This is a genomic window from Polynucleobacter brandtiae, assembly GCF_002797575.1.
Classification (GTDB): Bacteria; Pseudomonadota; Gammaproteobacteria; order Burkholderiales; family Burkholderiaceae; genus Polynucleobacter; species Polynucleobacter brandtiae.
This window is the reverse complement of the sequence record NZ_PGTX01000001.1, coordinates 15,563-41,160: the sequence shown is the minus strand read 5'-3', so window position 1 is coordinate 41,160 and position 25,598 is coordinate 15,563. Positions and strand designations below refer to the sequence as shown.

27 protein-coding genes and 1 tRNA gene are annotated in these 25,598 nt (G+C 46.6%); 7 read left to right on the top strand and 21 right to left on the bottom strand.

Annotation, left to right across the window (positions count from 1 at the left end; all coding sequences use genetic code 11):
- Positions 1 to 28: 28 nt before the first annotated feature.
- From pheT to B0G85_RS00190, 11 genes are all read right to left on the bottom strand, one after another.
- Positions 29 to 2,488: a phenylalanine--tRNA ligase subunit beta gene (gene pheT, locus B0G85_RS00240; protein ID WP_100378454.1), complete on the bottom strand. Its 2,460-nt coding sequence runs from the start codon at positions 2,486 to 2,488 to the stop codon at positions 29 to 31.
- Between the two features lie 18 nt (positions 2,489 to 2,506).
- Positions 2,507 to 3,553: a phenylalanine--tRNA ligase subunit alpha gene (gene pheS / locus B0G85_RS00235; RefSeq protein ID WP_100378453.1), complete on the bottom strand. Its 1,047-nt coding sequence runs from the start codon at positions 3,551 to 3,553 to the stop codon at positions 2,507 to 2,509.
- A gap of 30 nt (positions 3,554 to 3,583) precedes the next feature.
- Positions 3,584 to 3,949, bottom strand: coding sequence for a 50S ribosomal protein L20 (rplT, locus tag B0G85_RS00230; protein WP_100378452.1), 366 nt, complete (start codon positions 3,947 to 3,949; stop codon positions 3,584 to 3,586).
- A 25-nt stretch (positions 3,950 to 3,974) separates the two neighbouring features.
- Entirely contained in the window at positions 3,975 to 4,172 is a 198-nt protein-coding gene (gene rpmI / locus B0G85_RS00225) for a 50S ribosomal protein L35 (RefSeq protein WP_100378451.1), read from the bottom strand.
- 138 nt (positions 4,173 to 4,310) lie between these two features.
- Positions 4,311 to 4,844 carry a translation initiation factor IF-3 gene (infC, locus tag B0G85_RS00220; RefSeq protein ID WP_415836312.1) on the bottom strand — a complete coding sequence of 178 codons (534 nt, stop codon included), beginning with the start codon at positions 4,842 to 4,844 and terminating at the stop codon, positions 4,311 to 4,313.
- A gap of 33 nt (positions 4,845 to 4,877) precedes the next feature.
- A complete protein-coding gene (gene thrS, locus B0G85_RS00215; RefSeq protein WP_100378449.1) occupies positions 4,878 to 6,800 on the bottom strand; it encodes a threonine--tRNA ligase in 1,923 nt (640 codons plus the stop codon).
- 79 nt (positions 6,801 to 6,879) lie between these two features.
- A tRNA-Val gene (locus B0G85_RS00210) sits at positions 6,880 to 6,956 on the bottom strand.
- Positions 6,957 to 6,974: 18 nt separating this feature from the next.
- Complete coding sequence (locus tag B0G85_RS00205) at positions 6,975 to 9,020, bottom strand: RelA/SpoT family protein (protein WP_100378448.1); 2,046 nt, start codon at positions 9,018 to 9,020, stop codon at positions 6,975 to 6,977.
- Positions 9,021 to 9,035: 15 nt separating this feature from the next.
- Positions 9,036 to 10,910, bottom strand: a complete 1,875-nt coding sequence (locus B0G85_RS10435; protein WP_100378447.1) for an alpha/beta fold hydrolase — start codon at positions 10,908 to 10,910, stop codon at positions 9,036 to 9,038.
- 41 nt (positions 10,911 to 10,951) lie between these two features.
- The gene (locus tag B0G85_RS00195; protein ID WP_100378446.1) at positions 10,952 to 11,602 is read right to left on the bottom strand and encodes a CoA transferase subunit B; all 651 of its coding nucleotides are present in this window, start codon (positions 11,600 to 11,602) and stop codon (positions 10,952 to 10,954) included.
- A 36-nt stretch (positions 11,603 to 11,638) separates the two neighbouring features.
- Positions 11,639 to 12,340 (bottom strand): CoA transferase subunit A, encoded by a 702-nt coding sequence (locus B0G85_RS00190; RefSeq protein WP_100378445.1) that lies wholly within the window; start codon positions 12,338 to 12,340, stop codon positions 11,639 to 11,641.
- A gap of 193 nt (positions 12,341 to 12,533) precedes the next feature.
- On the opposite strand from B0G85_RS00190, the gene B0G85_RS00185 reads away from it, so the two are divergent.
- Entirely contained in the window at positions 12,534 to 14,204 is a 1,671-nt protein-coding gene (locus B0G85_RS00185; protein WP_100378444.1) for an electron transfer flavoprotein-ubiquinone oxidoreductase, read from the top strand.
- 1 nt (position 14,205) lies between these two features.
- Here the strand turns inward: B0G85_RS00185 and B0G85_RS00180 are convergent, their stop codons facing one another.
- From B0G85_RS00180 to B0G85_RS00165, 4 genes are all read right to left on the bottom strand, one after another.
- Complete coding sequence (locus B0G85_RS00180) at positions 14,206 to 15,363, bottom strand: MFS transporter (RefSeq protein ID WP_100378443.1); 1,158 nt, start codon at positions 15,361 to 15,363, stop codon at positions 14,206 to 14,208.
- Positions 15,364 to 15,444: 81 nt separating this feature from the next.
- Positions 15,445 to 16,560, bottom strand: a complete 1,116-nt coding sequence (gene aroC / locus B0G85_RS00175) for a chorismate synthase (protein ID WP_100378442.1) — start codon at positions 16,558 to 16,560, stop codon at positions 15,445 to 15,447.
- 52 nt (positions 16,561 to 16,612) lie between these two features.
- The gene (locus tag B0G85_RS00170; protein ID WP_100378441.1) at positions 16,613 to 17,071 is read right to left on the bottom strand and encodes a CBS domain-containing protein; all 459 of its coding nucleotides are present in this window, start codon (positions 17,069 to 17,071) and stop codon (positions 16,613 to 16,615) included.
- A 75-nt stretch (positions 17,072 to 17,146) separates the two neighbouring features.
- Entirely contained in the window at positions 17,147 to 17,995 is an 849-nt protein-coding gene (locus B0G85_RS00165) for a YihY family inner membrane protein (RefSeq protein ID WP_100379114.1), read from the bottom strand.
- Between the two features lie 37 nt (positions 17,996 to 18,032).
- On the opposite strand from B0G85_RS00165, the gene wrbA reads away from it, so the two are divergent.
- From wrbA to ppk2, 5 genes are all read left to right on the top strand, one after another.
- A complete protein-coding gene (wrbA, locus tag B0G85_RS00160; protein ID WP_100379113.1) occupies positions 18,033 to 18,641 on the top strand; it encodes an NAD(P)H:quinone oxidoreductase in 609 nt (202 codons plus the stop codon).
- Positions 18,638 to 19,030 (top strand): DUF2069 domain-containing protein, encoded by a 393-nt coding sequence (locus B0G85_RS00155; protein ID WP_100378440.1) that lies wholly within the window; start codon positions 18,638 to 18,640, stop codon positions 19,028 to 19,030. The genes wrbA and B0G85_RS00155 overlap by 4 nt, the downstream gene beginning before the upstream one ends.
- A 106-nt stretch (positions 19,031 to 19,136) precedes the next feature.
- Positions 19,137 to 19,325 (top strand): hypothetical protein, encoded by a 189-nt coding sequence (locus B0G85_RS00150; protein ID WP_157799258.1) that lies wholly within the window; start codon positions 19,137 to 19,139, stop codon positions 19,323 to 19,325.
- Between the two features lie 315 nt (positions 19,326 to 19,640).
- A complete protein-coding gene (locus tag B0G85_RS00145) occupies positions 19,641 to 19,931 on the top strand; it encodes a serine/threonine protein kinase (protein ID WP_100378438.1) in 291 nt (96 codons plus the stop codon).
- 27 nt (positions 19,932 to 19,958) lie between these two features.
- The gene (gene ppk2 / locus B0G85_RS00140) at positions 19,959 to 20,732 is read left to right on the top strand and encodes a polyphosphate kinase 2 (RefSeq protein ID WP_100378437.1); all 774 of its coding nucleotides are present in this window, start codon (positions 19,959 to 19,961) and stop codon (positions 20,730 to 20,732) included.
- On the opposite strand, the gene B0G85_RS00135 is transcribed toward ppk2, so the two are convergent.
- The 3 genes from B0G85_RS00135 to B0G85_RS00125 all read right to left on the bottom strand — a co-directional run bounded on the left by B0G85_RS00135 (position 20,733) and on the right by B0G85_RS00125 (position 22,869).
- Positions 20,733 to 21,641, bottom strand: coding sequence for an alpha/beta fold hydrolase (locus B0G85_RS00135; protein ID WP_100378436.1), 909 nt, complete (start codon positions 21,639 to 21,641; stop codon positions 20,733 to 20,735).
- A gap of 67 nt (positions 21,642 to 21,708) precedes the next feature.
- Positions 21,709 to 22,407: a DUF3313 domain-containing protein gene (locus B0G85_RS00130; RefSeq protein WP_100378435.1), complete on the bottom strand. Its 699-nt coding sequence runs from the start codon at positions 22,405 to 22,407 to the stop codon at positions 21,709 to 21,711.
- Positions 22,408 to 22,515: 108 nt separating this feature from the next.
- Positions 22,516 to 22,869, bottom strand: coding sequence for a hypothetical protein (locus B0G85_RS00125; RefSeq protein ID WP_100378434.1), 354 nt, complete (start codon positions 22,867 to 22,869; stop codon positions 22,516 to 22,518).
- Between the two features lie 85 nt (positions 22,870 to 22,954).
- On the opposite strand from B0G85_RS00125, the gene B0G85_RS00120 reads away from it, so the two are divergent.
- Positions 22,955 to 23,332 (top strand): carboxymuconolactone decarboxylase family protein, encoded by a 378-nt coding sequence (locus B0G85_RS00120; RefSeq protein ID WP_100378433.1) that lies wholly within the window; start codon positions 22,955 to 22,957, stop codon positions 23,330 to 23,332.
- Positions 23,333 to 23,350: 18 nt separating this feature from the next.
- Here the strand turns inward: B0G85_RS00120 and B0G85_RS00115 are convergent, their stop codons facing one another.
- Genes B0G85_RS00115 through B0G85_RS00105 form a run of 3 tightly spaced genes read right to left on the bottom strand, consistent with a single transcriptional unit; the run spans position 23,351 to position 25,580 of the window.
- Positions 23,351 to 24,085, bottom strand: coding sequence for an amino acid ABC transporter ATP-binding protein (locus B0G85_RS00115; RefSeq protein WP_100378432.1), 735 nt, complete (start codon positions 24,083 to 24,085; stop codon positions 23,351 to 23,353).
- A 26-nt stretch (positions 24,086 to 24,111) separates the two neighbouring features.
- Positions 24,112 to 24,792, bottom strand: a complete 681-nt coding sequence (locus tag B0G85_RS00110) for an amino acid ABC transporter permease (RefSeq protein WP_100378431.1) — start codon at positions 24,790 to 24,792, stop codon at positions 24,112 to 24,114.
- Complete coding sequence (locus B0G85_RS00105) at positions 24,792 to 25,580, bottom strand: amino acid ABC transporter permease (RefSeq protein ID WP_100378430.1); 789 nt, start codon at positions 25,578 to 25,580, stop codon at positions 24,792 to 24,794. Before B0G85_RS00105 ends, B0G85_RS00110 begins: the two co-directional genes overlap by 1 nt.
- Positions 25,581 to 25,598 lie beyond the last annotated feature (18 nt).

Below are 25,598 nucleotides of genomic sequence, written 5' to 3'. Positions count from 1 at the left end.
CAAAGATGCGCAATGGGTCAATACTAAACTAGCGAAGTCGAGCTGCGCAATTTTTTTCAAGCGCCCCTAGCAAAGACTTCATTACTATTTCAATTTGAGCCTCTTGCAGTGTTTCCGCTTTACTGAGCAAAGTCACCCGAAAAGCCAAGCTCTTTTCATCATCACTCATGCTGCTAGAGCCGGCCTTAGGCTTAAACTCATCAAAAAGCACGACATCAGTAACTAATTGTTGGCGGCTTGCCGCCATCGCATCTAATAGAGACTGCGCTGAAACAGACTGTTTGACCACTACTGCCAAATCTCGCTGCACCGCAGGAAATTTGCTGAGCTCCTCTGGTTGAGGAAGTCCGAGGTTCAAAATAGCTTCTAAATCTAATTCAAATAACACGGGGGCTTGTGGCAACTCATACACCTGCTGAAGACCGGGGTGCAACTCACCAATCCAACCAATAGGCGCTCTACCCTTGGTTGTGTGCAGCAAAATCTGGGCACTACGGCCTGGATGCAATGCAGGATGTACCGCCACCTCAGTTGTAAAAGATAAAGGATCTAGCGCTCGCTGTAAATCACCCTTCACATCAAAAAAATCAACGAGTCGATTAATGCTAGCCCACTGCTCAGGAACAAAGGAGCCATAAGCTAAGCCACCCACTTGCTGAGGCTGATAGAAACCGGCAACCTGACCGGCCGCCTCTTCAATAGCAGCATGACGCTTAAAAACGCGCCCCGCTTCAAACAAGCGAACACGAGCGGCACCTTTGTTTAGATTGCTTTTTAAGTTCGCTAACAAACCACCCCAAAGATTACTGCGCATCACACCATATTGATTGGCAATCGGGTTTACTACAGCAATGATGTCTTGCTCCGTTGCACCAGCTAAACGCTGCTCGCTTTCTAAATCCGTAAATCCAAAGTTCACTGCCTCTTGGTAACCCTGCAGGGCAAAACGTTGACGTAATAGATGCACGCCTCGTTTTGCCTCAGCTTTAGCACTCATCTTTAATGAGGCTCTTGGCGGTGTATCTGGAATGTTTTCAAAGCCATACATCCGAGCGACTTCCTCTATTAAATCTTCTTCAATTTCAATATCAAAGCGATAACTAGGTGGGGTCACTACATAAACATCGTTTGCTTCAAGCTTAAATTGAAAACCAAGACGATTAAAAACATCACTCACAATCGTATTTGTTAGTGGAATGCCAATGACCTTCACGGCCCGCGCTAAACGCATACTCACAGGCTTTTCTTCTGGCAATGCTAATACCTGGTCGTCAATTGGGCCCGCAGCACCACCGCAAATTTCTACAATCAATGCCGTTAAATACTCAAGACAGTGAACCGTATTTTGAGGATCCACTCCTCGCTCAAAACGATGGGCTGCATCAGTACTAAAATTAAAGGATCGAGCACGTCCCTGTATGGCGGAGGGCTTCCAAAAGGCTGCCTCAACATAAATATTTTGGGTGTTGTCAGTAACAGCGCAATGGTTTCCACCCATCACACCGGCCAATGCGACTGGGCCAGATTGATCGGCCACAACACCGACTGCCAGCACTTTACCAATCGGATCAACAGGGACTGGAGTCACTGTTTGGCCATTTAAAAGCACTAAACTTTCTCCAGGCTTTGCCCAGCGAACAGCAAGGTCGCCGTTCAGTTGATCAATATCAAATACATGGGTAGGCTGCCCCATCTCCAGCATGACGTAATTAGATAAATCGACTAATACTGAAATACTTCTCTGACCTGCGCGAGCTAAACGCTGCACAATGTGTTCAGGTGTTTTTGCTTGCGGATTGACGCCGCGAATGACGCGGCCAGCAAAGCGACCACATAAGTCTATATCCTCAACAGTAACCTTCAGCTTGTCTTGAATAGAGCTACTGACATTAGTCCACTGTGGCTTACATAAAACAGCGCCAGTAATAGCAGAAACTTCACGGGCAATACCAAGCAGAGATAAACAATCTGCCTTATTGGGCGTTAGCTTAATCACAAAAATTTGATCGTCAAGATCTAAAAATGCCCGAATGTCTTTTCCGACTGGGGCATCTAGTGGTAATTCCAAGATGCCCTCATGATCATCACCCAAGCCAAGTTCACGGCCAGAGCACAACATGCCCTGACTTTCAACGCCGCGTAGCTTACCTATTTTGATCTGAAAAGGTTTTCCACCAGCCTCAGAGGGGGGCAATACCGCACCTACTAATGCGCATGGAATCTTGATCCCGGCACGTGCATTGGGTGCGCCGCAAACTATTTGTAAAGCTTCACCAGTTCCAACATCAACCTTACAAACGCGCAAACGATCTGCGTCTGGATGCTGCTCTGCAGACAGAATCTGCGCCACCACAATCTGAGTAAAGGCAGGAGCAACGGCATGCTGCTCCTCTACTTCGAGTCCAGCCATCGTCATTGCATGACCAAGGGCCTTGCTATCTAAGTCTGGATTGACGTACTGGCGTAACCAGGATTCAGAAAATTGCATCGTCTTATTGTGACTTTCTTAAGCTGGAAATTGTGCCAAGAAGCGCAGATCATTCTCAAAGAAGAGGCGCAAATCATCAATGCCATAACGCAACATTGAAAGGCGCTCCAAACCAGATCCAAAGGCAAAGCCAGTGTAGCGCTCGGGATCGATACCCATATTACGTAGTACGTTGGGATGCACCTGGCCTGCACCAGAAATTTCTAGCCAACGGCCCGCCAGTTTTCCACTGCCAAAAGCCATATCGATTTCAGCAGAGGGCTCTGTGAATGGAAAGTAGGAGGGACGAAAACGAACCTGCAGCTCATTAGTCTCAAAAAAGGTTCTCAAAAAGTCTGTATAAACCCCTTTGAGATCAGCGAAAGAAACGCTCTCGGCAATCCATAGGCCTTCAACCTGATGAAACATCGGCGAATGGGTGGCATCACTATCTACACGGTAGGTTCTACCAGGTGCAATCACTTTAATTGGCGGCATGACACCAGCATGCGCATATTTTTTAACGTGCTCACTAGCATAGCGAACCTGAATGGGGCTGGTATGTGTGCGCAATAACAAAGGCTTCCCTAAGGAATCATTGCCGTCGATGTAAAACGTGTCCTGCATTGATCTAGCAGGATGATTCTCAGGGCTGTTTAAAGCTGTGAAATTAAACCAGTCCGTCTCTATTTCAGGGCCGTCAGCCACATCAAAACCAATGGAGCGGAAAATTTCTTCAACGCGTTCCCAGGTTCGCATCACTGGATGCAAACTACCAACTGCCTGACCACGCCCTGGCAAAGAAACATCAATAGATTCAGCAGCAAGGCGATTGAGCAATACCGCATCAGCCAAGGCTTGGCGACGCTCTTGTAGTGCAGCTTCTACCTGAGTTTTGATTTGATTTATTTGGGCGCCAGTACTCTTGCGTTCATCAGGCGACATTCCACCAAGCGCTTTGAGACGCTCAGTGAGAACACCTGATTTACCGAGATACTTGGCTTTCGCGTCCTCCAGAGCTGCAGCATCTGCAGCTCCGAGGAAATCGCGTTTAGCATCCTCGACAATGTGGTCGAGAGAAACCATTGCAGCTTAGTTTTTTAGATAAGCTAAAAATTAAGCTGCAGCGTTTACTACGGATTTAATCCGAGTAACCAAGGCGGCAAAAGCCGGCTTGTCCCTAACTGCCATATCGGAAAGCACTTTGCGGTCAAGTTCGATCGCAGCCTTCTTCATGCCATTCATGAATACGCTATAGGTCATGTCATGCTGACGAACTGCCGCATTGATACGGGCAATCCACAATGCACGGAATACACGTTTCTTATTGCGACGGTCACGATAGGCATATTGACCAGCACGCATAACTGCTTGCTTAGCAACACGGAATACGTTTTTACGACGTCCACGATAGCCTGTTGCAGCATCGGTGATTTTCTTATGACGGGCTCTTGCTGTAACCCCACGTTTGACTCTTGGCATTTATTTCTCCTAATCTAGTCTGAGGTTAAGCGTATGGAAGCATCGAACGGATAGATTTAACATCCGCTTTCGAAACTTCAGTAGTACCACGCAATTGACGCTTGCTCTTGGTAGTCTTTTTGGTAAGGATATGGCGTTTAAAAGCCTGACCTCGTTTAATCGTTCCGCCTGCGCGAACCGTGAAGCGCTTTTTGGCGCTACTCTTGCTCTTCATCTTGGGCATAAAGCACCCCTTCTTCTGCATGTGCGACATAGGTGGTAACCGACGGTTACGCTTCCTGTACCTAGAAGCACTTCTGACAACCAGAGTCTTTCGACTCCTCACTACTTAACAACCAGCAAACTCTATAGAGATCGCTAATTACTTAACCTTGCGAATGGGGGCCAAAACCATCACCATCTGGCGACCTTCCATCTTTGGAAACTGCTCAACTTGACCAAACTCAATCAGGTCAACCTTTAAGCGCTCCAACATTCGAACTCCGATTTCTTGGTGTGCCATTTCACGACCCCGAAACCGCAGCGTAATCTTTGTCTTATCGCCATCTTCCAAAAAGCGGATTAGATTGCGTAGTTTCACACCATAGTCACCATCATCTGTGCCGGGACGAAATTTAACTTCCTTCACCTGAATCACTTTTTGCTTGAGCTTCGCTTCATGCAAACGTTTGGCTTCTTGGTACTTGAATTTGCCGAAGTCCATGATACGGACTACAGGTGGCACAGCTGTCGGAGCAATTTCAACCAAATCGGTTTCTTTCTCTTCTGCTAAAGCCAGGGCTTCACTCAAACTTACTACACCGATGGGCTCCCCATCTAGTCCAACCAGACGCACTTCAGGAGCAGTAATCTCCCGATTTATGCGCTGCGATTTATCAGTAGCGATCTTCTTAATTCCCTTAAAAAAACAATCAAAACCATTCCGCCCCTAGCTTTGCTCGGGTCCGACCTTATGGGCAATATCCTGCTGGAGTCGGGCAACGAAGTCATCGAGAGGCATTACACCTAAATCAACTCCGCCACGGGCACGAACGGCCACCGTATTACTTTCAGCTTCTTTATCACCTACAACCAATAAAAAAGGAATCTTCTGTAATGCGTGCTCGCGTATTTTATACGTAATTTTCTCATTTCGCAAATCAGATTCGACTCTAAACCCTTGTTTTTTCAGCAATTGCTGAACTTTCTGTGCATAAGCAGCAGAATTACCAGAGATATTGAGTACTACTGCCTGAGTTGGAGCAAGCCAAACAGGCATGTTTCCAGCATGATTTTCGATCAAAATACCAATAAAGCGCTCTAAAGAGCCCACTATTGCTCTGTGGAGCATTACAGGAGTCTTGCGAGTATTGTCTTCTGTGACGTATTCAGCACCCAAACGCGCCGGCATTGAGAAATCCACCTGGATAGTGCCGCACTGCCAAGTACGCCCAATCGAATCCTTGAGGTGGTATTCAATTTTTGGGCCATAAAATGCACCTTCACCTGGCAATTCATCCCAAGTTTGACCTGAGGCAGTCAAAGCCCCTCTGAGCGCATATTCCGCTTTATCCCAAATAGCATCATCACCAACGCGTTTTGCAGGACGAAGAGCCAGCTTTACAGCTACCTCGGTAAAGCCGAAATCTTGATAAACAGCACGAACCGCTTTATCGAATGCAGCAACTTCTGATTGAATTTGATCTTCTGTACAGAAAATATGACCGTCATCTTGGGTAAACCCTCGCACCCTCATCAAGCCATGCAAGGCGCCTGATGGCTCATTGCGGTGACACTGACCAAACTCACCGAAGCGCAATGGCAGCTCACGGTAGCTATGCAAGCCAGCGTTATAAATTTGCACGTGCCCAGGACAGTTCATCGGCTTTAATGCATAAGCACGATTCTCCGACTCTGTCGTAAACATGTTCTCTTTATAGTTATCCCAGTGGCCTGACTTTTCCCAAAGTCCACGATCTAAAATCTGTGGGGCTTTAACCTCTTGATAACCCTCTTGTTGGTATACGCGGCGCATGTACTGCTCTACTTCTTGCCAAATGGACCAACCCTTAGGATGCCAAAAAATGAGGCCTGGGGCTTCGGGCTGAAAATGGAAAAGATCCAAAAACTTACCAAGGCGACGATGGTCACGCTTCTCAGCTTCTTCGAGCATATGCAAATGGGCTTCTTGATCTTCTTTTCGAAGCCAGGCAGTGCCGTAAATCCGCTGCAACATCTCATTTTTGCTATCGCCACGCCAGTAAGCGCCAGCAACACTCAACAGCTTAAATACCTTAAGCTTCCCAGTGGACGGGACATGGGGGCCGCGACATAAGTCGGTAAATTTGCCCTCTGTGTAGAGAGAAACATCCTCACCTTGTGCAATGCTGGCAATAATTTCTGCTTTGTAGTGCTCGCCTTGATCCTTGAAAAACTGTACTGCAGCATCTCGCGGCATCACAGTACGAATGACTGGCTCATCTTTTTTGGCAAGCTCAGCCATCTTCTTCTCAAGCGCTACCAAGTCTTCAGGTGTAAATGGGCGATGAAACGAGAAATCGTAATAAAAGCCGTTTTCAATCACTGGCCCGATAGTGACCTGAGCCTGCGGAAACAATTCTTTGACGGCATAGGCCAATAAGTGTGCGGTAGAGTGACGAACAATCTCTAAAGCCTCTGGGCTTTTGTCCGTAATGATGGAGAGTTGACTATCTTTGTCGATGACATAACTGGCATCCACTATCTTGCCATCAATAATGCCGCCCAACGCAGCCTTAGCGAGGCCGCTACCAATGCTTTGGGCAACATCAAGAATGCGTACAGGGGCATCAAACTCACGTTTGGATCCATCTGGCAGAGTAACTACAAGCATGACAACCCCATCTTATTTACTGACCAAAAAAGAAAGCGCGGAAGCATTTCGGCAACCGCGCTCTTTGGTCTTTATTCGTTGGTAGGCTCGATTGGACTCGAACCAACGACCCCCACCATGTCAAGGTGGTGCTCTAACCAGCTGAGCTACGAGCCTATTTCGACTTAGAGTTTATCACCGGCGGCGTACCTGTGTCACCCCTTTGACCTCTTCGAGGCTATTTTGAATGAATCTTAAGGCATCAGAGTCCTGAATTTCGACTGTCAGCAATATTTGAGTCATGCCTCGCTTAGCTGACTTACGTAGATCAATCACATGGATGCCCTGCCTCGTCAAAATCTCAAATAGCTCCCGCATGAGCTCAGGACGGTCAACACCTGTAATGGCCAAATCTGCAGGAAAGACCTTTTGGGGATCACCACCGGTAGACTTTTCTGGAGAGGTTCCATTCCATGATGTCTGAATAACGCGCTCAGGTGCCCGCTCTAGAAGGCCTCTGAAGGTCTTACAGGAGCGTCGATGAATCGATATGCCGCGACCTTGCGTCACAAAACCAGCAATGCCATCCGGGGGTACGGGCCTGCAACAGCGTGCTAACTGTGTCATTAAAGAGTCGACTCCAACAACCAAAACATCCCCAGCTTGACCTTGCTTGCGCGTGCTCTGCTTGAGAATAATCTCAGGCTCTGCTGTGCCGACCTTACTTTCCAGCTTCAGGTCATGCTTAAGCTCAGTCGACTTAGCTCCAACGCCAGCCTCCTCATCGTCTACGGCATTAAACCAGGCCCGCACCCGAGTACGGGCACGCTGAGAGGATAAATATTGGTGGCTTGGACTGATCCAATCGCGGGATGGTCCGCCATGCTTTACGGCAATGACCTCAACAGTCTGACCGTTTTTTAATGCTGTCTCTAAAGGCACCATAGCACCATCCACCCTCGCCCCACGACAACGATGCCCTAAATCGGTATGGACTGCATAAGCAAAATCAATCGGCGTTGAACCCTTCTCAAGAGAAATCACTTTTCCTAATGGGGTAAGCACATAAATATGGTCGTCAATCTCATGATGTTTGAGCTGCTCCCAAGCATCCTCTTTCCAAGAAATCAGCTGCCTAGCCCATGCAATTTGACGCTCATAAGCTACTGCAGCGCTGTGCGTTCCTGATTGATGCGCAGACTTTGCTAAATCAGCATGCGTGTTGGGCAATTTATTTTGTTTACGAGGGGTAGCCTCGCCGGTGTAAGCCCCCTCTTTGTAGCGCCAGTGAGCCGCCAAACCATACTCCGCTTGTTGGTGCATCTCATGCGTACGCACCTGAATTTCAAAAGCGGCGCCATGCTCATCCATCACTACCGTATGCAAAGATTGATATCCGTTTAGCTTTGGCCTGGCGATGTAGTCATCAAACTCGCGCGGCACAGGTTGCCAAATATTATGAGCTAAACCCAAAACCGCATAACAAGATTTGACGTCATCCACCAAGACTCTAAACGCTCTGACGTCATAAAGATTAGCAAAGTCTAAAGACTTGCCTTGCATCTTTTTCCAGATGCTGTAGATGTGCTTAGGGCGACCCTGCACTTCACCTACGATATTTGAACTACTCAATTCTGTTTTGAGCTGAGTAACAATGTGCTCAATAAAAGATTCTCGCTCTACCCTCTTTTCATCCAGCATCTTCGCAATATCACGATACGTATCTGGAGAAAGCGTCCGAAAGGCTAAATCCTCCATCTCCCATTTCATCTGCCAAATACCCAATCGATTCGCAAGCGTGGCATCGATATTCAGAATCTCTTGTGCCCAGGAGACGGGCATGACAATCCCCTCCTGGGTAATCCAACGCAAGGTTTGCAAGCGCGAAGCAAGATAAATTAATACCACTCGCAAATCATCACCAAAGGCCAATAGCATTTTTCGGAGCATTTCTTCTTGTCCGGAAATGGTGAGGCCGCCATCATCACGTACCAACTTTCCCTGCGCCTGTCTTAGCCCTCGATATCCAATTAATAGCTTTGCTGGCTCCTCACCAATTAACTTGATTAACGCTTCTTTGCCATGGGTGCGGGCAATGTTACTAGCTGCCGTTAGGGTCGACTCGTCTAAATGCAAACTCGTCAGAACTTGTAATACGCCGATAGCATGATCTTGAGCAGGCTCACCATACCAGCCATCTACTATTTTAAATTTCTCAGATGCATTAGCCGCATTTGACATAGATCAATCAATATCTTAACTAAAGAATTCTTTGGCCAAAGCAATCTGCTCAGCTTTAACAAAGGCAGGTGCATGCCCTACACCTGGGATCTCGATACTGCGCAAGTAAGGATTGTCCTTGCACATCCGCGCTACCGTTTTTGCTGATAACAAATCAGAATCACCCCCGCGCACAATCAGCATCGGAATATGAATTTGCTTAAACGCATGCCACAACGCCATCTCACCTACTTTTGCCATCACGGGATTGACCGAAGCAAATGGCACTGCAATATTAGGGTCGTAGTGCATAAGCCATAAGCCATCTTTTTGAATCAACATAGGACCGTTATAGATCTCCCACTCTTCTGATGTGTGCTCGCCAAACGTTGCACATATAGTATTCAAACGAGAGAGTGCTTGGGCACGTTGCGCAAAGGCAAAAGGTTGCCCAACATAAGCGCCAAGTCGTTCAATAGCCTCAGGCTCAATCGTAGGACCAACATCGTTAATCAGCATGCGTCGAATCGGATTATTGGGCATCGAGGCATACACCATACCGATCAAGCCCCCCATCGAAGTACCAAACCAATCGATTTGCTTCACACCCAATGCTTTAACTAAACAATCAATATCGGCTACATACTGTGGAACGGCATACAACATTGGATTATGCAAATGATCTGAATCACCACGTCCAACAATGTCAGGGCACACAACATAGTATTGGTCGCACATCGCTTGTGCCAGGCTTGTGAAATCACTTCCGCGTCGAGTCAGGCCATGCACACACATGAGGACAGGATTGCTAGGATCGCCCCACACGTGATAAGCCATCTGATGAGGGCCGTCAGGACTAGTACAGCCAACAAAGAATGTATTGCCCTGATGGCTTGATTGAGCTTGAGCAGCTAATGGTGCCTTGGGTTCCTTGGGCTCCTTGGCTTCCCTGCGTACTGGCAGATTATTTGATCCCATTGGACTAGCTATCTCAGCACTAGTATCAGCATCAGTCTCTGGCTGCAAAGTCACATGATCAATACCATGCTGATCGAGTAGCATCACATTAATACGAGCCATGATCTCTGGCCAATCCTGCATTTTCTCAATTTCAATATGCCCAATAAGGGCCGGGAAACTAGGAGTCATTTCCCAAACGTGCAAATCATGAACCGCTAAAACACCAGGTATCTTTTTTAAATCACTGCCCACTTGAAGATAATCAATGTGCAAAGGAACACCTTCCATAAGAAAGTGATAAGACTCACGCAAGATCGAAAAAGTGGACTTTAAAATAAGTAGGGAAACAAAAATAGATAGCAACGCATCAATGGGCATCCATCCGGTAAATTGAATCACTAAACCGGCAACGAGTGCCCCGACTGAACCAAGGAGGTCGCCCATGACGTGCACTAAGGCTGCACGGGTATTGACGCTCTTAAGATCATGCGACAGCACCCAGGCTACTAAAATATTCATCAGCAAACCAACGGCTGCAACTATGGATACCGTTAGGCCGTCTACTTGATGTGGGGTAAAGAAACGGGTAAGCGCCTCTCCCACAATCCAGGCCACAAGGGCCAACATGGCAATACCATTTACAAACGCTGCCAGTGCTTCCGCACGACCAAAGCCAAAAGAGTGTTTAGCCGACGGTGGGCGTCTTGCAATCATTTGCGCCAATAGAGCAAGCCCTAATGCAGCTGCATCGGTAACCATATGCCCTGCATCTGAAATTAATGCTAAAGAGCCCGCAAAATAAGCAGCAGTGGCTTCAACCCCAGCAAATCCTAAGGTCAAGATCAGAGCAATCAGTAATAAGTTCTGATTAGCCGTTTCTTTACTGTGAGAATGCTTGGCATCGCCCTTCTTATGGGCGTGCAATGATTGAGAATGAGCAGAATCAGACATAGAAGATCCCTATCCTATTGAGGATAGTGGGATACAAAGCATTAGAAGCCCGCGGTATCAACAGGCGCACCTGTTTTAGCCAAGACCTCATCTTTATTTACGCCTGGCGCTAATTCAACTAACTTCAACCCCTTTGGAGTAATGTCTAAAACACAAAGGTCGGTAATGATACGACTGATAACGCCAACTCCTGTTAGCGGTAATGTGCAGTTGGGCAGTATTTTAATTTCTTCAGTGCCGTCTTTTTTCTTGGCTACATGCTCCATCAAGACAACAACATGTTTTACGCCGGCAACTAGATCCATTGCACCGCCCATGCCTTTCACCATTTTTCCTGGGATCATCCAGTTGGCTAGGTCTCCGTGCTCACTCACTTGCATTGCACCCAAAATGGCAATATTGATTTTTCCGCCTCGAATCATCCCAAAGGAATCTGCTGAAGAGAAGATGGATGAGCCTGGCAAAGTGGTAATCGTTTGTTTACCAGCATTAATTAAGTCGGCATCAATTGTTGCTTCCGTCGGGAAGGGCCCGATACCCAACAAACCATTTTCAGATTGAAGCCACACTTCCATGTCCTTAGGAACATGGTTAGCCACCAAGGTTGGCATACCGATTCCCAAGTTAACATAGTAGCCGTCCTTTAGTTCCTTGGCAGCTCGTGCCGCCATTTCATCTCTATTCCAAGGCATATTGATCTTCCTAAAATTGCTATTGTGTTTAGGCTTTTACGCCACTGTTGTTAAAGTGCGCTGCTCAATGCGTTTTTCTGGTGTCGTGTTGAGCACTAAGCGGTGGACATAAATACCTGGGGTGTGGATTTGGTCAGGATCTAGTGTGCCGTTTTCTACGATTTCTTCTACCTCTGCTACGGTAATCTTGCCCGCCATCGCTACTACTGGATTGAAATTGCGTGCGGTGTAGCGATAGATCAAGTTACCGGAGCGATCCGCTTTCCAAGCCTTTACTAAGGAAATGTCTGAAATAAGCGCACGCTCCATGATGTATTTTTCGCCATCAAATTCCTTGACCTCTTTACCTTCAGCCACCAAAGTGCCCACACCTGTTTTAGTATAAAAAGCAGGAATGCCGCAGCCACCAGCGCGGAGTTTTTCAGCTAGAGTGCCTTGCGGAGTAAATTCTAATTCCAGCTCGCCTGCCAAGTATTGACGTTCAAATTCTTTGTTCTCACCCACATAAGAGGCGATCATTTTTTTGACCTGCCTAGAGTTGAGCAAAAGGCCAAGTCCAAAACCATCAACTCCGGCATTATTGGCAATAGCAGTCAGGTTCTGAGCACCCAAATCTTTCACTGCCTGAATTAATGCTTCTGGGATACCACAAAGGCCAAAACCGCCGACAGCCAGTTTTTGACCGTCCTTTAAAATGTCTTTGAGGGCCTCGACTGCGGATGGGTAAGTTTTATTCATACATTCGTCCTAATATTGCCAAGAATCAATAAAAATGGGTCATACGTGATCATAACGCTTTAGCCCCTTAAAAACGATTAGTCCCAGGCTGATAAGCCGGTTTTGGCTCGGGGATTTACACTAATGCAATGATTTAACGTTAAGTGAGCAGGAAGTTGCCGCATACGCACCTAAGCCACGTCGGAGAAACAAAATGCATTCCCAAGAACTAATCGAGCAATTTGGCCCCAGAGAATCCATGGACTATGACATCGTCATCGTTGGAGGCGGCCCTGCGGGCTTATCTGCTGCCATTAAAGCAAAACAACTCGCACAAACTGCTGGCCAGGAGATCAGCGTTTGCATTCTCGAAAAAGGATCAGAAATCGGCGCCCATATTTTGTCAGGCGCCGTCATGGACCCCAAAGCACTTACTGAGCTTTTTCCTAATTGGAAAGCATTAGGCGCGCCCTTAAATACGCCAGTCACTCAAGATCAGTTCTTATTTCTCACAAAAGACAGTGGGTATCAAGTGCCCAACTGGATGCTGCCCCACTGCTTTAAAAATGAAGGCAACTATATTGTCAGCCTTGCAAACGTTACCCGCTGGCTTGGGCAGCAAGCTGAAAACCTGGGCGTAGAAATTTTCCCTGGTTTTCCAGCAGCAGAAATCTTATACAACGATCAAGGCGCCGTCTGTGGAGTCGTTACAGGATCGATGGGCCTTGATAAAGAAGGTCTGCCAACGGATCAATTTCAACTGGGCATGGAATTGCGAGCCAAATACACTTTGTTTGCTGAAGGTTCTCGTGGGCATTTAGGCAAACAACTCATGAATCGCTTTGCCTTAGATGCCGATGCAGACCCTCAAAGCTATGGCTTGGGCATTAAAGAACTGTGGGAAGTCGAGCCCTCTAAAAGTAAGCCTGGCTTAGTGGTGCATACCGCAGGCTGGCCGCTAGAAAGTGATACCTACGGCGGTTCTTTTCTCTATCACTTGGGTGACAACCTAGTTGCTGTTGGGTTGGTGGTAGGTCTTGCTTATAAGAACCCCTACCTCTCCCCCTTTGAAGAATTTCAACGCTATAAGTTACACCCTAAAATTCGAGATACTTTTGAGGGTGGCAAGCGTATTGCTTATGGAGCGCGTGCGCTGACAGCTGGAGGGCTAAATAGTTTGCCTAAAACGGTATTCCCCGGCGGGGCATTAATTGGTTGTGACGCAGGCTTTTTAAACGCTTCACGCATCAAGGGAAGTCATGCTGCTATCAAGACTGGCATGCTGGCAGCCGAAGCCGCAGTTGCTGCGATCAATGCCAATCGTTCCGCTGATGTATTGGAAGCCTATCCGCTGGCTTTTAACAATAGCTGGCTACATACAGAATTAAGTCAGGCGCGTAATTTCAAATCTTGGATGTCTAAGGGGCTTTATGTTGGCACGCTGATGGTAGGAATAGAACAAAAACTCTTTGGGGGCAAGGTTCCCTGGACCATTCATAACCGCCATGCTGACCATGAGTGTTTAGAGCCCGCTGCTCAGCATCAGCCCATTGACTACCCAAAGCCAGATGGGAAGATTACATTTGATCGACTCTCTTCGGTATTTATTTCCAATACCAACCATGCCGAGAATCAGCCAGTACATTTAACGCTGAAAGATGCCTCGGTTCCGGTCAGTCTAAATCTCAAAACGTATGCCGGACCAGAGCAACGCTACTGCCCTGCCGGGGTTTATGAGTATGTTGAAAAAGATGGGCAATCCCACTTGCAAATTAATGCCCAAAATTGTGTCCATTGCAAAACCTGTGACATTAAGGATCCAAGTCAGAATATTGTTTGGATTACGCCAGAGGGTGGCGGGGGACCAAACTACGCATCCATGTAAATTAGGCTGATGCGTAGTGCCTTGGTCTCAGTTTTTGAATCGCCATGCCAGCCAAACCGCAAGCTAAGGCAGACGTCACAAAAACATTGCGGGGTTGAGTACTTTCCCATAACCATCCGGCTAGTAAGCCCCCTAGCGTTCCACCAAGACCATAAGAGATCGTGGCCATCAGCGCTTGACCACGTGCCTGCAAGGGACCAGTAAACCAGCGCTGTAGCAGTTTTGTTGCGGCGCTATGATGAGCCCCAAATGTACCAGCATGCATTAACTGCGCAAAAACCAATACCCAAGTAACAGGATAAAAGGCAATTAAGGCAAAACGAATTACTCCAATACCAAATGCCACCTGTAATACCACCTCAGCATCTAGTCGACTCAACACTTTGCTTTGGAAATAAAAGAAGATCACTTCAGCAAAGACACCCAAAGCCCAGAACAATCCAATTTGAAACTTGTTGTAGCCCAGGTCTGAGAGATATAAAGAATAAAAGACATAGAGCGCCGCATGCGCAAAAATCATAAAAAATCCTGATAATAAAAACCAGCGTACATCAGGATTAAATAAAACCACTAAGAGCTCGCCCTTGACCATCTTGCGGCGCTCCATCTTGGGCTCGTGTAAACGGAAAGTCACCAAAGCTAGCGCTAAGAGTACAACGGCGCCCACTATGGGATACAACTCAATACCCTGGCGCTGAAAAAACTCACCTGCAAAAAGCACCATCACAATAAAGCCAATAGAGCCCCATAAACGCAGGCGACCATAACGCTGATCAAATGAATTGTCTTTAAATAAAGCATGAACGGTTGCAGACTCACCCAAAGGCATCAGGCTACTTAAGATCGTATGAAGAACAAACATCCATATGAAGAAAGCGGTGTAGCTCTGTAGATAAAAGATGGATAAGAAGACTGCAGCAGCTAAGCAAGCGCTAAAGCGAATAATGCCAATTCGGTTAGAGAGGTAATCTGACAGCCAGCCCCAAGAGAAAGGCCCTATGATGCGCGTAATTTGCAACATCGACATCAGGATTGCAATCTCCATGACACTGAAGCCACGGTCTAAAAAAAATAGACTGGCATAAGGGGAAACTAAACCAACATACGCAAAGTATAAAAAGAAAAAGGCCCCAAAGGCCCACCGCACTGAGGAGGTCATGATCTTGTTTCTCTTTAGGTATTACTTGTTATAGATTAATGCGATTGATTGATGTTAGTGATGTCCTGAACTTCGCCGAGCTCAGTCTGCAGCTGAACCAGGACGCGCAGCCTGAATCGATGGAAAAGCATGATGCACATCACCACATTGAGCGCGGTGCCGCAAGGCATGATCCATTAAGACTAAAGCCAACATCGCTTCCGCGATTGGAGTGGCACGAATGCCAACACAAGGATCATGGCGCCCCTTGGTTTGTACGGTCATTGGCTTGCCCTCTAAATCTACCGACTCTTTGGGGCTCAAGATACTGGATGTTGGCTTGATGGCAATAGAGATACGTAAGTCTTGGCCCGTACTAATACCGCCGAGGGTGCCACCAGAATGGTTCGTAGCAAAGCCATCTGGGTGAAGCTCATCTCCATGCTCGCTACCGCGTTGCGTAACAGACTTAAAACCAGAGCCAATTTCGACACCCTTAACTGCATTAATACCCATCATGGCATGTGCAATGTCGGCATCCAATTTATCGAATAAGGGCTCACCTAAGCCAATAGGTACGTTGCGTGCTCGCACCTCAATCCGCGCCCCGCATGAATCTCCCGCCTTACGAAGGCTATCCATATAAGCCTCAAGCTCAGGAATGATCTGCGCATTCGCAGCAAAAAAAGGGTTATCCGCAATGAATGTCGCATCCTCAAAGGGAACATCAATTTCCCCAAGCTGACTCATGTAGCCATAAATTTGCGTGCCATATTGCTCCAGTAGCCATTTTTTTGCAATGGCCGCAGCCGCTACTACCGGTGCAGTAAGTCGTGCAGAAGAGCGGCCGCCGCCGCGTGGATCGCGCAAACCATACTTGTAGTGATAGGCATAGTCAGCATGACCAGGTCTAAACGTTTCTAAAATATTGCCGTAATCTTGACTGCGCTGATCGGTATTGCGAATCAATAGCGCAATGGGTGTACCGGTTGTTTTTCCTTGGTAGACACCAGATAGAATTTCAACGGTGTCAGCCTCTTGACGCTGGGTGACGTGACGTGACGTGCCTGGCCTACGACGATCTAAGTCAAACTGTAAGTCCGCCTCACAAAGGGCCATACCCGGGGGGCAGCCATCGACAACAGCGCCAATCGCGGGACCATGGGATTCACCAAAAGTGGTGACAGTAAAGAGAAGGCCTAGTGAATTTCCTGACATATTGACATTATGTCATCTGTCAGAGGGAAGCTGGCCAGAGACGGATGAGTGCCTACTGAGCTGGGGCTTTTTCAGTATCTTCAGGCCAATCACGGATGTAGGCCTTGAGCATCGAGTTTTCAAAGTCCTGTGCTTCAACTACCGATTTAGCGACGTCATAAAAAGAAATGACGCCCATCAACATTTTTTGGTCAATGACCGGCAGATAGCGGGCATGATCAACCAGCATCATGCGCCGAACTTCATCTATCTCAGTTTCCATATTGCAAGTGAGCGGATTAGCGTTCATCACCGAATGCACTTTGATGTCATCCAGCTTGCCATGGTGCCGAGCTAAGGCAGCAATTACCTCGCGAAAAGTCAGAATTCCCGCCAGCCTGTCGTAATCCATCACCACTAATGAACCAATGTCATGCTCACTCATCACCAAGACAGCAGTCTGGAGGGCAGTATCAGGAGCCACTGTAAAGAGCGTACTGCCCTTTAGACGCAATATGTCATGAACTTTCATTTAATCTCCAGATAACAGTCTATTAATACAATATATGCTCAAGCCTTGGCAGAATCAAGGCGGAAACAGGCAGATTTAGTAACGAATAACCCTAATAAAGCCACTTCGGAGACTGGGCAAATTCGATACCAATACTGCACCGGCTAAGGTAATCCACCAGGTTAAATAAATCCAAATGAGGACCAAGGGGAAAATGGCGAAGGCGCCGTATACGGTTTTATAGAAGGCCACATTAGTCAAAAATAGTGCAAATCCAAATTTCATCAGCTCGAAAGTGACCGTTGCAAAAAAAGCCCCACCGAACGCGTCACGCCACTGAATTTTTGTATACGGCAATATTTTGTAAGCCACTGAAAAAACGGCCATCTCCAATAAGACCGGTACCGTGGTGGCTATTAAACTGAAGCCAAAGGTTAGTGATTCTATCCAGCCCTCTACTGCACCGAGCATCAGACCGCTGAGATAAGTACCTACACCCAGCAGTATGGGCCCCAAGATTGTTGCAGCGGAGTAGATCGCAATCTTTCTCAAAATGGGCCGCTTTTCCACCACCCGAAATATTTGGTTGAAGGCGCTCTCAATCACCCCCATTGTCATGATGGTGGTAATCACCAAGCCAATCAGTCCAATCACAGTTAACCCTTTGGCCTGAGAAGAAAAGCTATCCAAATAATTAAATACCTGTTGGTTTAAGCCTCCCGGCATATAGGAATCTAGTAGCCACCCCTGAAATGCGTACTTAATTCGGATCACGCTGGGCAAATACCCAATAAGAATAGACGCTACCGTCAGCATAGGAACCAAAGCCAGGGTTGTTGTGAAGGCTAAGCTAGCAGCAATTTGCTTGAGATTTTGACCACGGTTGCGCTCCCGGATCTCTTTTGCAAGAGAGAGCCATAATTGAGGATTACGGATGAGGCGCATTGCCCACATCATAAAAGATAACGAACAAGAGATGAAGATGAGTCAAGCAGATATTTTGGTGTTGTACTACTCCCGCTATGGTGCTACCCGTGACCTAGCACGCTTTATCGCCGAGGGTATTGAAAGCGTACCAGGAGCCAATGCAAGGCTAAGAACTGTCCCAGCCATTTCTACCGTGTGCGAGGCAACCGAGTCAGCAGTGCCCTCGGATGGCGCCCCTTATGCTGAATATACGGATCTTCAGGAATGTATTGGGCTGGCCCTAGGCTCCCCAACGCGTTTTGGCAATATGGCTGCCCCCATGAAATATTTTTGGGATGGCAGCTCATCAGAGTGGCTTAATGGCGCCCTCATTGGCAAGCCTGCCTGTGTCTTTACTAGTACTGGAAGCCTGCACGGAGGCCAAGAAAGCACCCTGCTCACCATGATGATTCCACTTCTTCACCATGGCATGATGATCATGGGCCTCCCCTACAGTGAGCCTGATCTCATGAGCACAACGACTGGTGGCAGCCCGTATGGACTTACCCACTTAGCCCATGCTGACGGCCGTGCGCCTATTAGTCCAGAAGAACAGCGCCTTGCAAGAGCCCAAGGAAAGCGTCTTGCACAAACCGCTCTTAAATTGACCCTAGGCTCCAAATGATCAAGCAATGGCTGGCCAAAAACCCCTATCAACTCATTGCAACGGCTGCTTTTGTTGACCTATTTATTCTATGCGTCGCATGGGAATGGTTCATCTCCCCGCTCAGGCCAGGGGGATCCTGGCTCATCTTAAAAGCCATTCCCCTGCTATTCGCTATTCCTGGGCTATGGAAAGGCAATATTTACACCATGCAGTGGGCTTCCATGCTGGTATTGCTCTACATCACTGAAGGCCTCGTTCGAATTTTAGAAACCGGCGCCAATTTTTGGATGGCCACCCTGGAAACCACTCTTGGGACGATTGGTTTTATCTGTTTACTTGCTTTCCTCAAGCCCATTAAGGCACGTGCTAAAGCTTTAAAAAAGGAGGCTGGGAGCCCTAAATCATGAAATAACCGCCTTTTAGCGCTGTTTTTGTCAAATATTGAAAAATAATCGTATTTCCTGTCATCTCAGCCACTTTTGTAGGCGTTGTATGCTCATGGAGGCAACAATCATGTCAACAAGACTAAAACGCTGGGCCCGCGCAATTCAAGAGATCGACTTATCCAAGGGGAATGATCCTGAAGTCGCAATAGCTTATTTAGATAGAAAATATCGAGATATCGCTTGGCGCTATATCCGTATTCTCGGTTTTGAACGGACTATTAGTTTTATGGCGAGCAATAATTTCCATCCAGAATAAATTTCTTGTAGAGAGATCTTCTCTTTCATAGCAAAACTCCAGACTAGCGTTTTATCTGGAGTTTTTTTATTGTGAATGTTTTCATGGGGGCCCTACGAGCCCAAGCTGCTTTTGATGTCGCAATCAAAAATACTGAAAATCATCGCCGATTGATGCGTCGCTATGAGCTAAATCTTTCTGACAGCTGGCCAGAACAAAGTATCTAAAAGTATCTAAATCTGTCACAAATGCTTGAAAGTATCCACAATAAAACGTAGGATGATCTTGAGTCGGAAAACAACTGACTATATTGAACTTCAAGAATAGGAATAAATCATGAGCCAAAAGAAATTAGTAAAACAACTATTAAAAAAACTCGACAAACTAGAGTCTGATAGAGAAAAACTCATCGATAAATTAGCCAAGGCACTTGATAAGCTAGAAGCGCAATCGCCTGCGAAAAAAACTCCCGTCAAAAAAATAGCAGCTAAAAAAGTGGCGGCAAAAAAAGCGCCGGTGAAAAAAGTAGCGGCTAAAAAGGTGGCAGCTAAGAAAGCACCTGCTAAAAAGGTTACGGCTAAAAAGACGGTGGCTAATAAAGCAATCGTAAATACAAGCGCCACATAATTAGTAGGGTATTGAGTAAAACTGCCCATGAGTAAAAACCCAAGCAAGGGGAACGCTTATGAGGCAGATTTACGGTTGTTGCAAATTGAGCTCGTCAAACTCCAGCGAGAAATCATTCATCAAGGTACTCGCCTATTAGTTATCCTCGAAGGAAGGGATGCCGCCGGCAAAGATGGCAGCATTAAAAGGATTACTGAACATTTGAGTCCACGCGATACTAGAGTAGTCGCCCTCAACAAACCCTCCTCTCGCGAAGCAGATGAGTGGTATTTTCAAAGATACGTAGCGCAATTACCATTGGCTAGAGAGTGCGTACTGTTCAATCGTAGTTGGTATAACAGGGCTGGGGTTGAAAAGGTTATGGGATTTTGTACGGCTGATCAACATCAGCAATTCATGTCCACCGTTAATACATTTGAATCCCTCTTGGTTCAATCCGATATTCAGATTATTAAATATTACCTAGACATCACTAAGGAAGAGCAATCAGCTCGCCTACTGGAGCGCGCTCAGGATCCTCTCAAACAGTGGAAAATTAGCCCCATAGATCAGCAAGCTCAGCAAAGATGGGATGCCTATTCCGATGCACGCGATGAAATGTTAAGAAAGACCAATAGCGAAGATGCGCCTTGGACCATTATTGACGCTAACGATAAAAAATTAACCCATCTGAATCTTATTCGAGATCTCTTGTCGCGAGTTCATTATGAGGGTAAGGACCAGTCGCTTTTAAAGCTTGACCCTCATATTGCATTCCGATGGCCGGCGCACTCTAAAAATCTTCCAAAGTTAGCAAAGTGACTAGACTTCAGGCCGAGCTACAAAAAACTGCTTAACCTCTTTGATCAGCATTTCAGGAAGCTCTTCTGGGATGTAATGTCCGCAATCGCAGGTCGTGCCAGAAACATCTTCTGCGACTATCCTCCAGTCATCCAGCGGCGAGAAACATTGATTGACTAAACCATTACTACCCCAAATTACTCGCAGTGGCATCAATAACTTTTTACCCAACAAGCGATCTGCTCGATCATGAACTAGGTCAATGGTAGCGGCAGCCCGATAATCTTCGCACATCGCGTGCATTGATTCAGGATCGCTAGCACCCTTCAGATATTCAGCCCAACACTGTGGGTCAAATATCTGGGTGCCTCCATGACGTCCCATATGATTTTTTAGCCAATACTCTGGATTAGCGCCAATTAAAGTCTCTGGCACAGGATAAGGCTGAATCAGGAAAAACCAATGCCAGTAACCTTTGGCAAAGGCCATCGACGTATTCTCATACATTGTCAGCGTAGGAGAAATATCAAGCAACATTAAGCGCTCAACGCTATCTGGAAAATCTACTGCTAAGCGATGCGCCACCCTACCCCCGCGATCATGGCCTAACAAGAAAAATTTAGCATGACCCAATGATTGCATGAGGGCATGCTGATCTCCTGCCATAGCCTTTTTTGAGTAGGTGGAGTGGTCTTCTTGACCCTCGGGCTTAGATGAAGCCCCATAGCCGCGAAGATCGGCCACTACTACTGAAAAAGACTTTGCCAGCTCAGGGGCTACTCGATGCCAAATGGCTTTTGTTTGAGGAAATCCATGCAACAACAATAGAGCAGGTCCTGAGCCAGCAGTTTGGCAGGCAATATTGATCGGGCCATCAGAGGACGGCACGGTCATAATTTGCTCATGAAATCCCGGAATGATAAAAGTCATCTCGAATACCCTAAAAAATAGAAATTGAACTGACTAGCTGTTCGCCATTACCGCAATGTCTGTGGATTCATTTAGAGGTAGCGGAAGCGTTAGTAGCACTTGTATTGGCTGCAGTCTCCATAGCAACGCGAACCACCTTTTTAGCCATTGCTACAAATGACTCTACTGAACCCCCACCCGTTCTGAAAGATTCGCCCTGAATGGTCACTAGGCCCTCACCAATAACTTCTTTGGATTGGCTATCGGTAATTTTGCTTTCTACTAACATGGCAGGAGTCTTAGAATTAACACCGCCCGCAAAGGCGGCAGCATTTAAGGCCAGGCCTACCGGAGTGAAGCTCCAAGGCTGCAAACTGTCCGTCGAACTCTCGGCACCCGTAATACCCACTGAAATACGGGCTACACCTGGGCCGGGCTGACTGACAATTTGGATATTGCCGCGACTACTGACAGCCTCGACCATGGAGGCTTGTAGTGCAACTTTTGCCTGATTGATTGCCTCAGCAGTCACTTCTTTAGTAGCGCCTTGATTTAGATAGATCGGATCGAGAATCACCGCCTTGTACATTCCAGGATTGACACCCTCTTTACGATATCTCCAGATGCGCGTATCTGACTCACTGGTGGCCATCGGCACTAAAAGAGCATAGTTTGGTAGAAAGCCTGATTTGGGCATTGGCTGACTAGCTAATTTAGGCGTATTACTACACGCTGTTACCAGTATTACCGTTGTTACTGCTGCAATGGAGGTGCGAAGTATTTTCATAAGGGGATCCGGTGGAATAGATTGCTAAGGAAGCTTACTGATAAGGATTGACAATAAAAATTGGCCTGCCAATAAAGTCAGACAGACCATCATACCCCTCGACAAAGGCTAAGGAGCTGGGCAAGGCATCAAGCTCCCAGATTTTTGGTGTAACTGAGGCTTGCACTCAAGGGGCATCGCGCTGGGCTTTGCAGAATCTGACTGCAAGTTGGGTGAAGCCTGAGAGCCAGAAGTAAGCACTACCGCTGTCTTGGGCGGCACTGGGTTAAGCGAAGGAATTGACTTATAGAATGCCTTATCTGATCCAGGACAAGGCATCAGAGCTCCTGTTTTCTGATTCATCACAGATTTACATTGAGGATCCGCCTGAAGTCGAGCCTCTAGCTTATCAGTGCTACACGCTGATAGTCCTAGCAAAGTAAAAACGGATAGTAATAATGCAGGCAGATTAATAATATTCATGTATCGAATTTTATGGCAAACAATCCTCTATGAATAGTGGCAATATTGAGGTATCCATAACACGCAAGAAATAAAGGAGAAATTCATGAACAAAGAGGCATTTGAAAAGGGCTTAAAAACCCGTCGTGAAGTATTGGGGGCCGAGTATGTTGATCAGTCCATTGAAAATGCAGATGCATTTAATATGCCAATGCAAGAATTGGTGACAGAGTACTGCTGGAATGAAATTTGGAATCGTCCTGGCTTAGATCGCCGTACCCGCAGCATTATCAATTTATCAATGATTACCGCATTAAATCGCCCTCATGAGCTCAAACTTCATATCAAGGGCGCTATCAATAACGGCTTAAGCAAGGAAGATATTCAAGAGATCTTTTTACAAACAGCTATTTATTGTGGAGTGCCCGCAGCAATCGATAGCTTTCGTTGCGCCAAAGAGGTATTTACAGAGATGGGTATCTGAAAGTTAAAAAGCCCTGAATTAATGCGCCAGTATCTTAGACAAAAAATCTTTTGCTCTTGGTGAGCGCGCATCTGGGTTGCCAAAAAATTCTTCTTTAGTACAGTCTTCGATGATGCGACCGTGATCCATGAAAATGACTCGATTTCCAACCTTGCGTGCAAAACCCATCTCATGGGTTACACAGCACATTGTCATTCCTTCATTAGCAAGATTTACCATGACATCCAAGACCTCGCCAACCATCTCGGGATCTAGGGCTGAAGTTGGCTCATCAAATAACATCACGATGGGATCCATACTTAAGGCACGGGCAATTGCAACCCGTTGCTGCTGACCACCCGAAAGCTGACCTGGGAATTTATCTTTTTGAGCAATAAGCCCAACTCGATCCAGATACTTTAAGCCTTGTACCTTGGCCTCGTCAGCCGATCTATTGAGCACTTGAATTTGGGCAAGCGTCAAATTTTCAGTAACGCTGAGATGCGGAAAGAGTTCAAAATTCTGAAACACCATACCCACTCTTGCCCGGAGCTTTGGTAGCTTAGTTTTGGGATCGTGCAAATTCACACCATCAACCGTAATTTCGCCTTCCTGAAATGGCTCTAGGGCATTCATGGTTTTAATCAGGGTGGACTTACCAGATCCGGAGGGGCCACAAATGACCACCACTTCACCCTGATTAATTGTGGTCGTACAGTCAGTAAGCACCTGAAAAGCGCCATACCATTTAGAGACGTGTTGAAGTTCAATCATAATGATCTAGACCATTTAAAAAATATTTAACGAATGATGGCGACTTTAGCCTGCATTCTGCGCACCAATTTCGACAAAGAAAAGCAAATCAAGAAATAAGTTACCGCAGCCAAGATATAAGTCTCAATAGGACGACCATAATTTTTACCGGCAATCTCAAATCCCTTGAGCAAGTCATAGGCACCAATCGCATAAACCAACGAAGTGTCTTGAAACAAAATAATGGTCTGCGTCATGAATACCGGAATCATATTTCTAAATGCTTGTGGCAACACAATAAATCGCATATTTTGACTGTAAGACATCCCCATCGCTTGAGCAGCATAAGTCTGGCCCTTGGGTACCGACTGGATGCCAGCACGCACAATTTCTGAAAAAAACGCTGCCTCAAAAGCAATAAAGGTGATCGTAGCCGAAAGGTCTGCACCTATCGGCCGGCCAATCAAAAGCGGAATGAGCAAGAAAAACCAAAGAATCACCATGACTAGCGGGATGGACCGCATAGTGTTGACATAAAAGGTGGCTGGATAAACCAATACTGAGCGGCCAGATAACCTCATTAAAGCCAGAAATGTCCCAAATATAATCCCGCCCACCGTAGCAAAAAGTGTCAACTGCAAGCTAAATAACAGGCCCTTGAGAATGTAATTGGTAAACAGCTCCCAGTTATAAAAACTAAGATCTAGGCTAAATAAAGTGCCATCCATTAATGAGCCAAACTCGCATCGTTGGAAACAATAAATCCTGGAACGCGGCTTCTTTTTTCAATATATGCCATTACCCGGTTTACTGAGAAGGCGGTCAACGCATACAGTAGTGTGACAGCCAAGTAGACCTCTACTCCTTTAGAGGTCTCCTCTTGTGCCTGCATGGCAAATAATGTGAGCTCGGGTACCGAAACTGCAAAGGCCACCGAAGAATTCTTCACTAGATTCATACACTCTGATGTCAGAGGCGGAATGATAATTCGCAGCGCCATAGGCAAAATGATGAAGCGATAACTTTGCGCCGTGGTTAAACCGAGTGCGGTAGCAGCTGCCCTCTGACCGCTGGGCAATGCACCAATACCAGCCCTCACCTGCTCTGCAATGCGCGCCGAAGTAAAAAACCCAAGCGCAATGCTGACCAACCAATACGATGGCAGCTCTTTAAGAGGAGTGATGAAAGCTGGAATCACGTGGTACCAGAGAAATACCTGAACCAGAATAGGGATGTTTCTAAATAGCTCTACCCAGGCTGTAGAAAGTCTCACTAATACGTTATTCAAATTACTGCTATTGGGAAGGGTGCGCAGTGTACCCATGAGTGCGCCCAAAATCAAGGCAATCACTAAACCAAGGCCGGCGACCGCTAAGGTCCAACCCCAGGCTTTTAACAACCAATCCAGGTAACTAGGATCACTGTTTTGAGCAAGGCCAAAAACAGCGGAGAAGCAGTGTTCTACCGCTTCTCCATCCAAGGTATTTTTACAAAAAATACCTAAATCTAAAGACATATAAGGCGCTTATTTTAA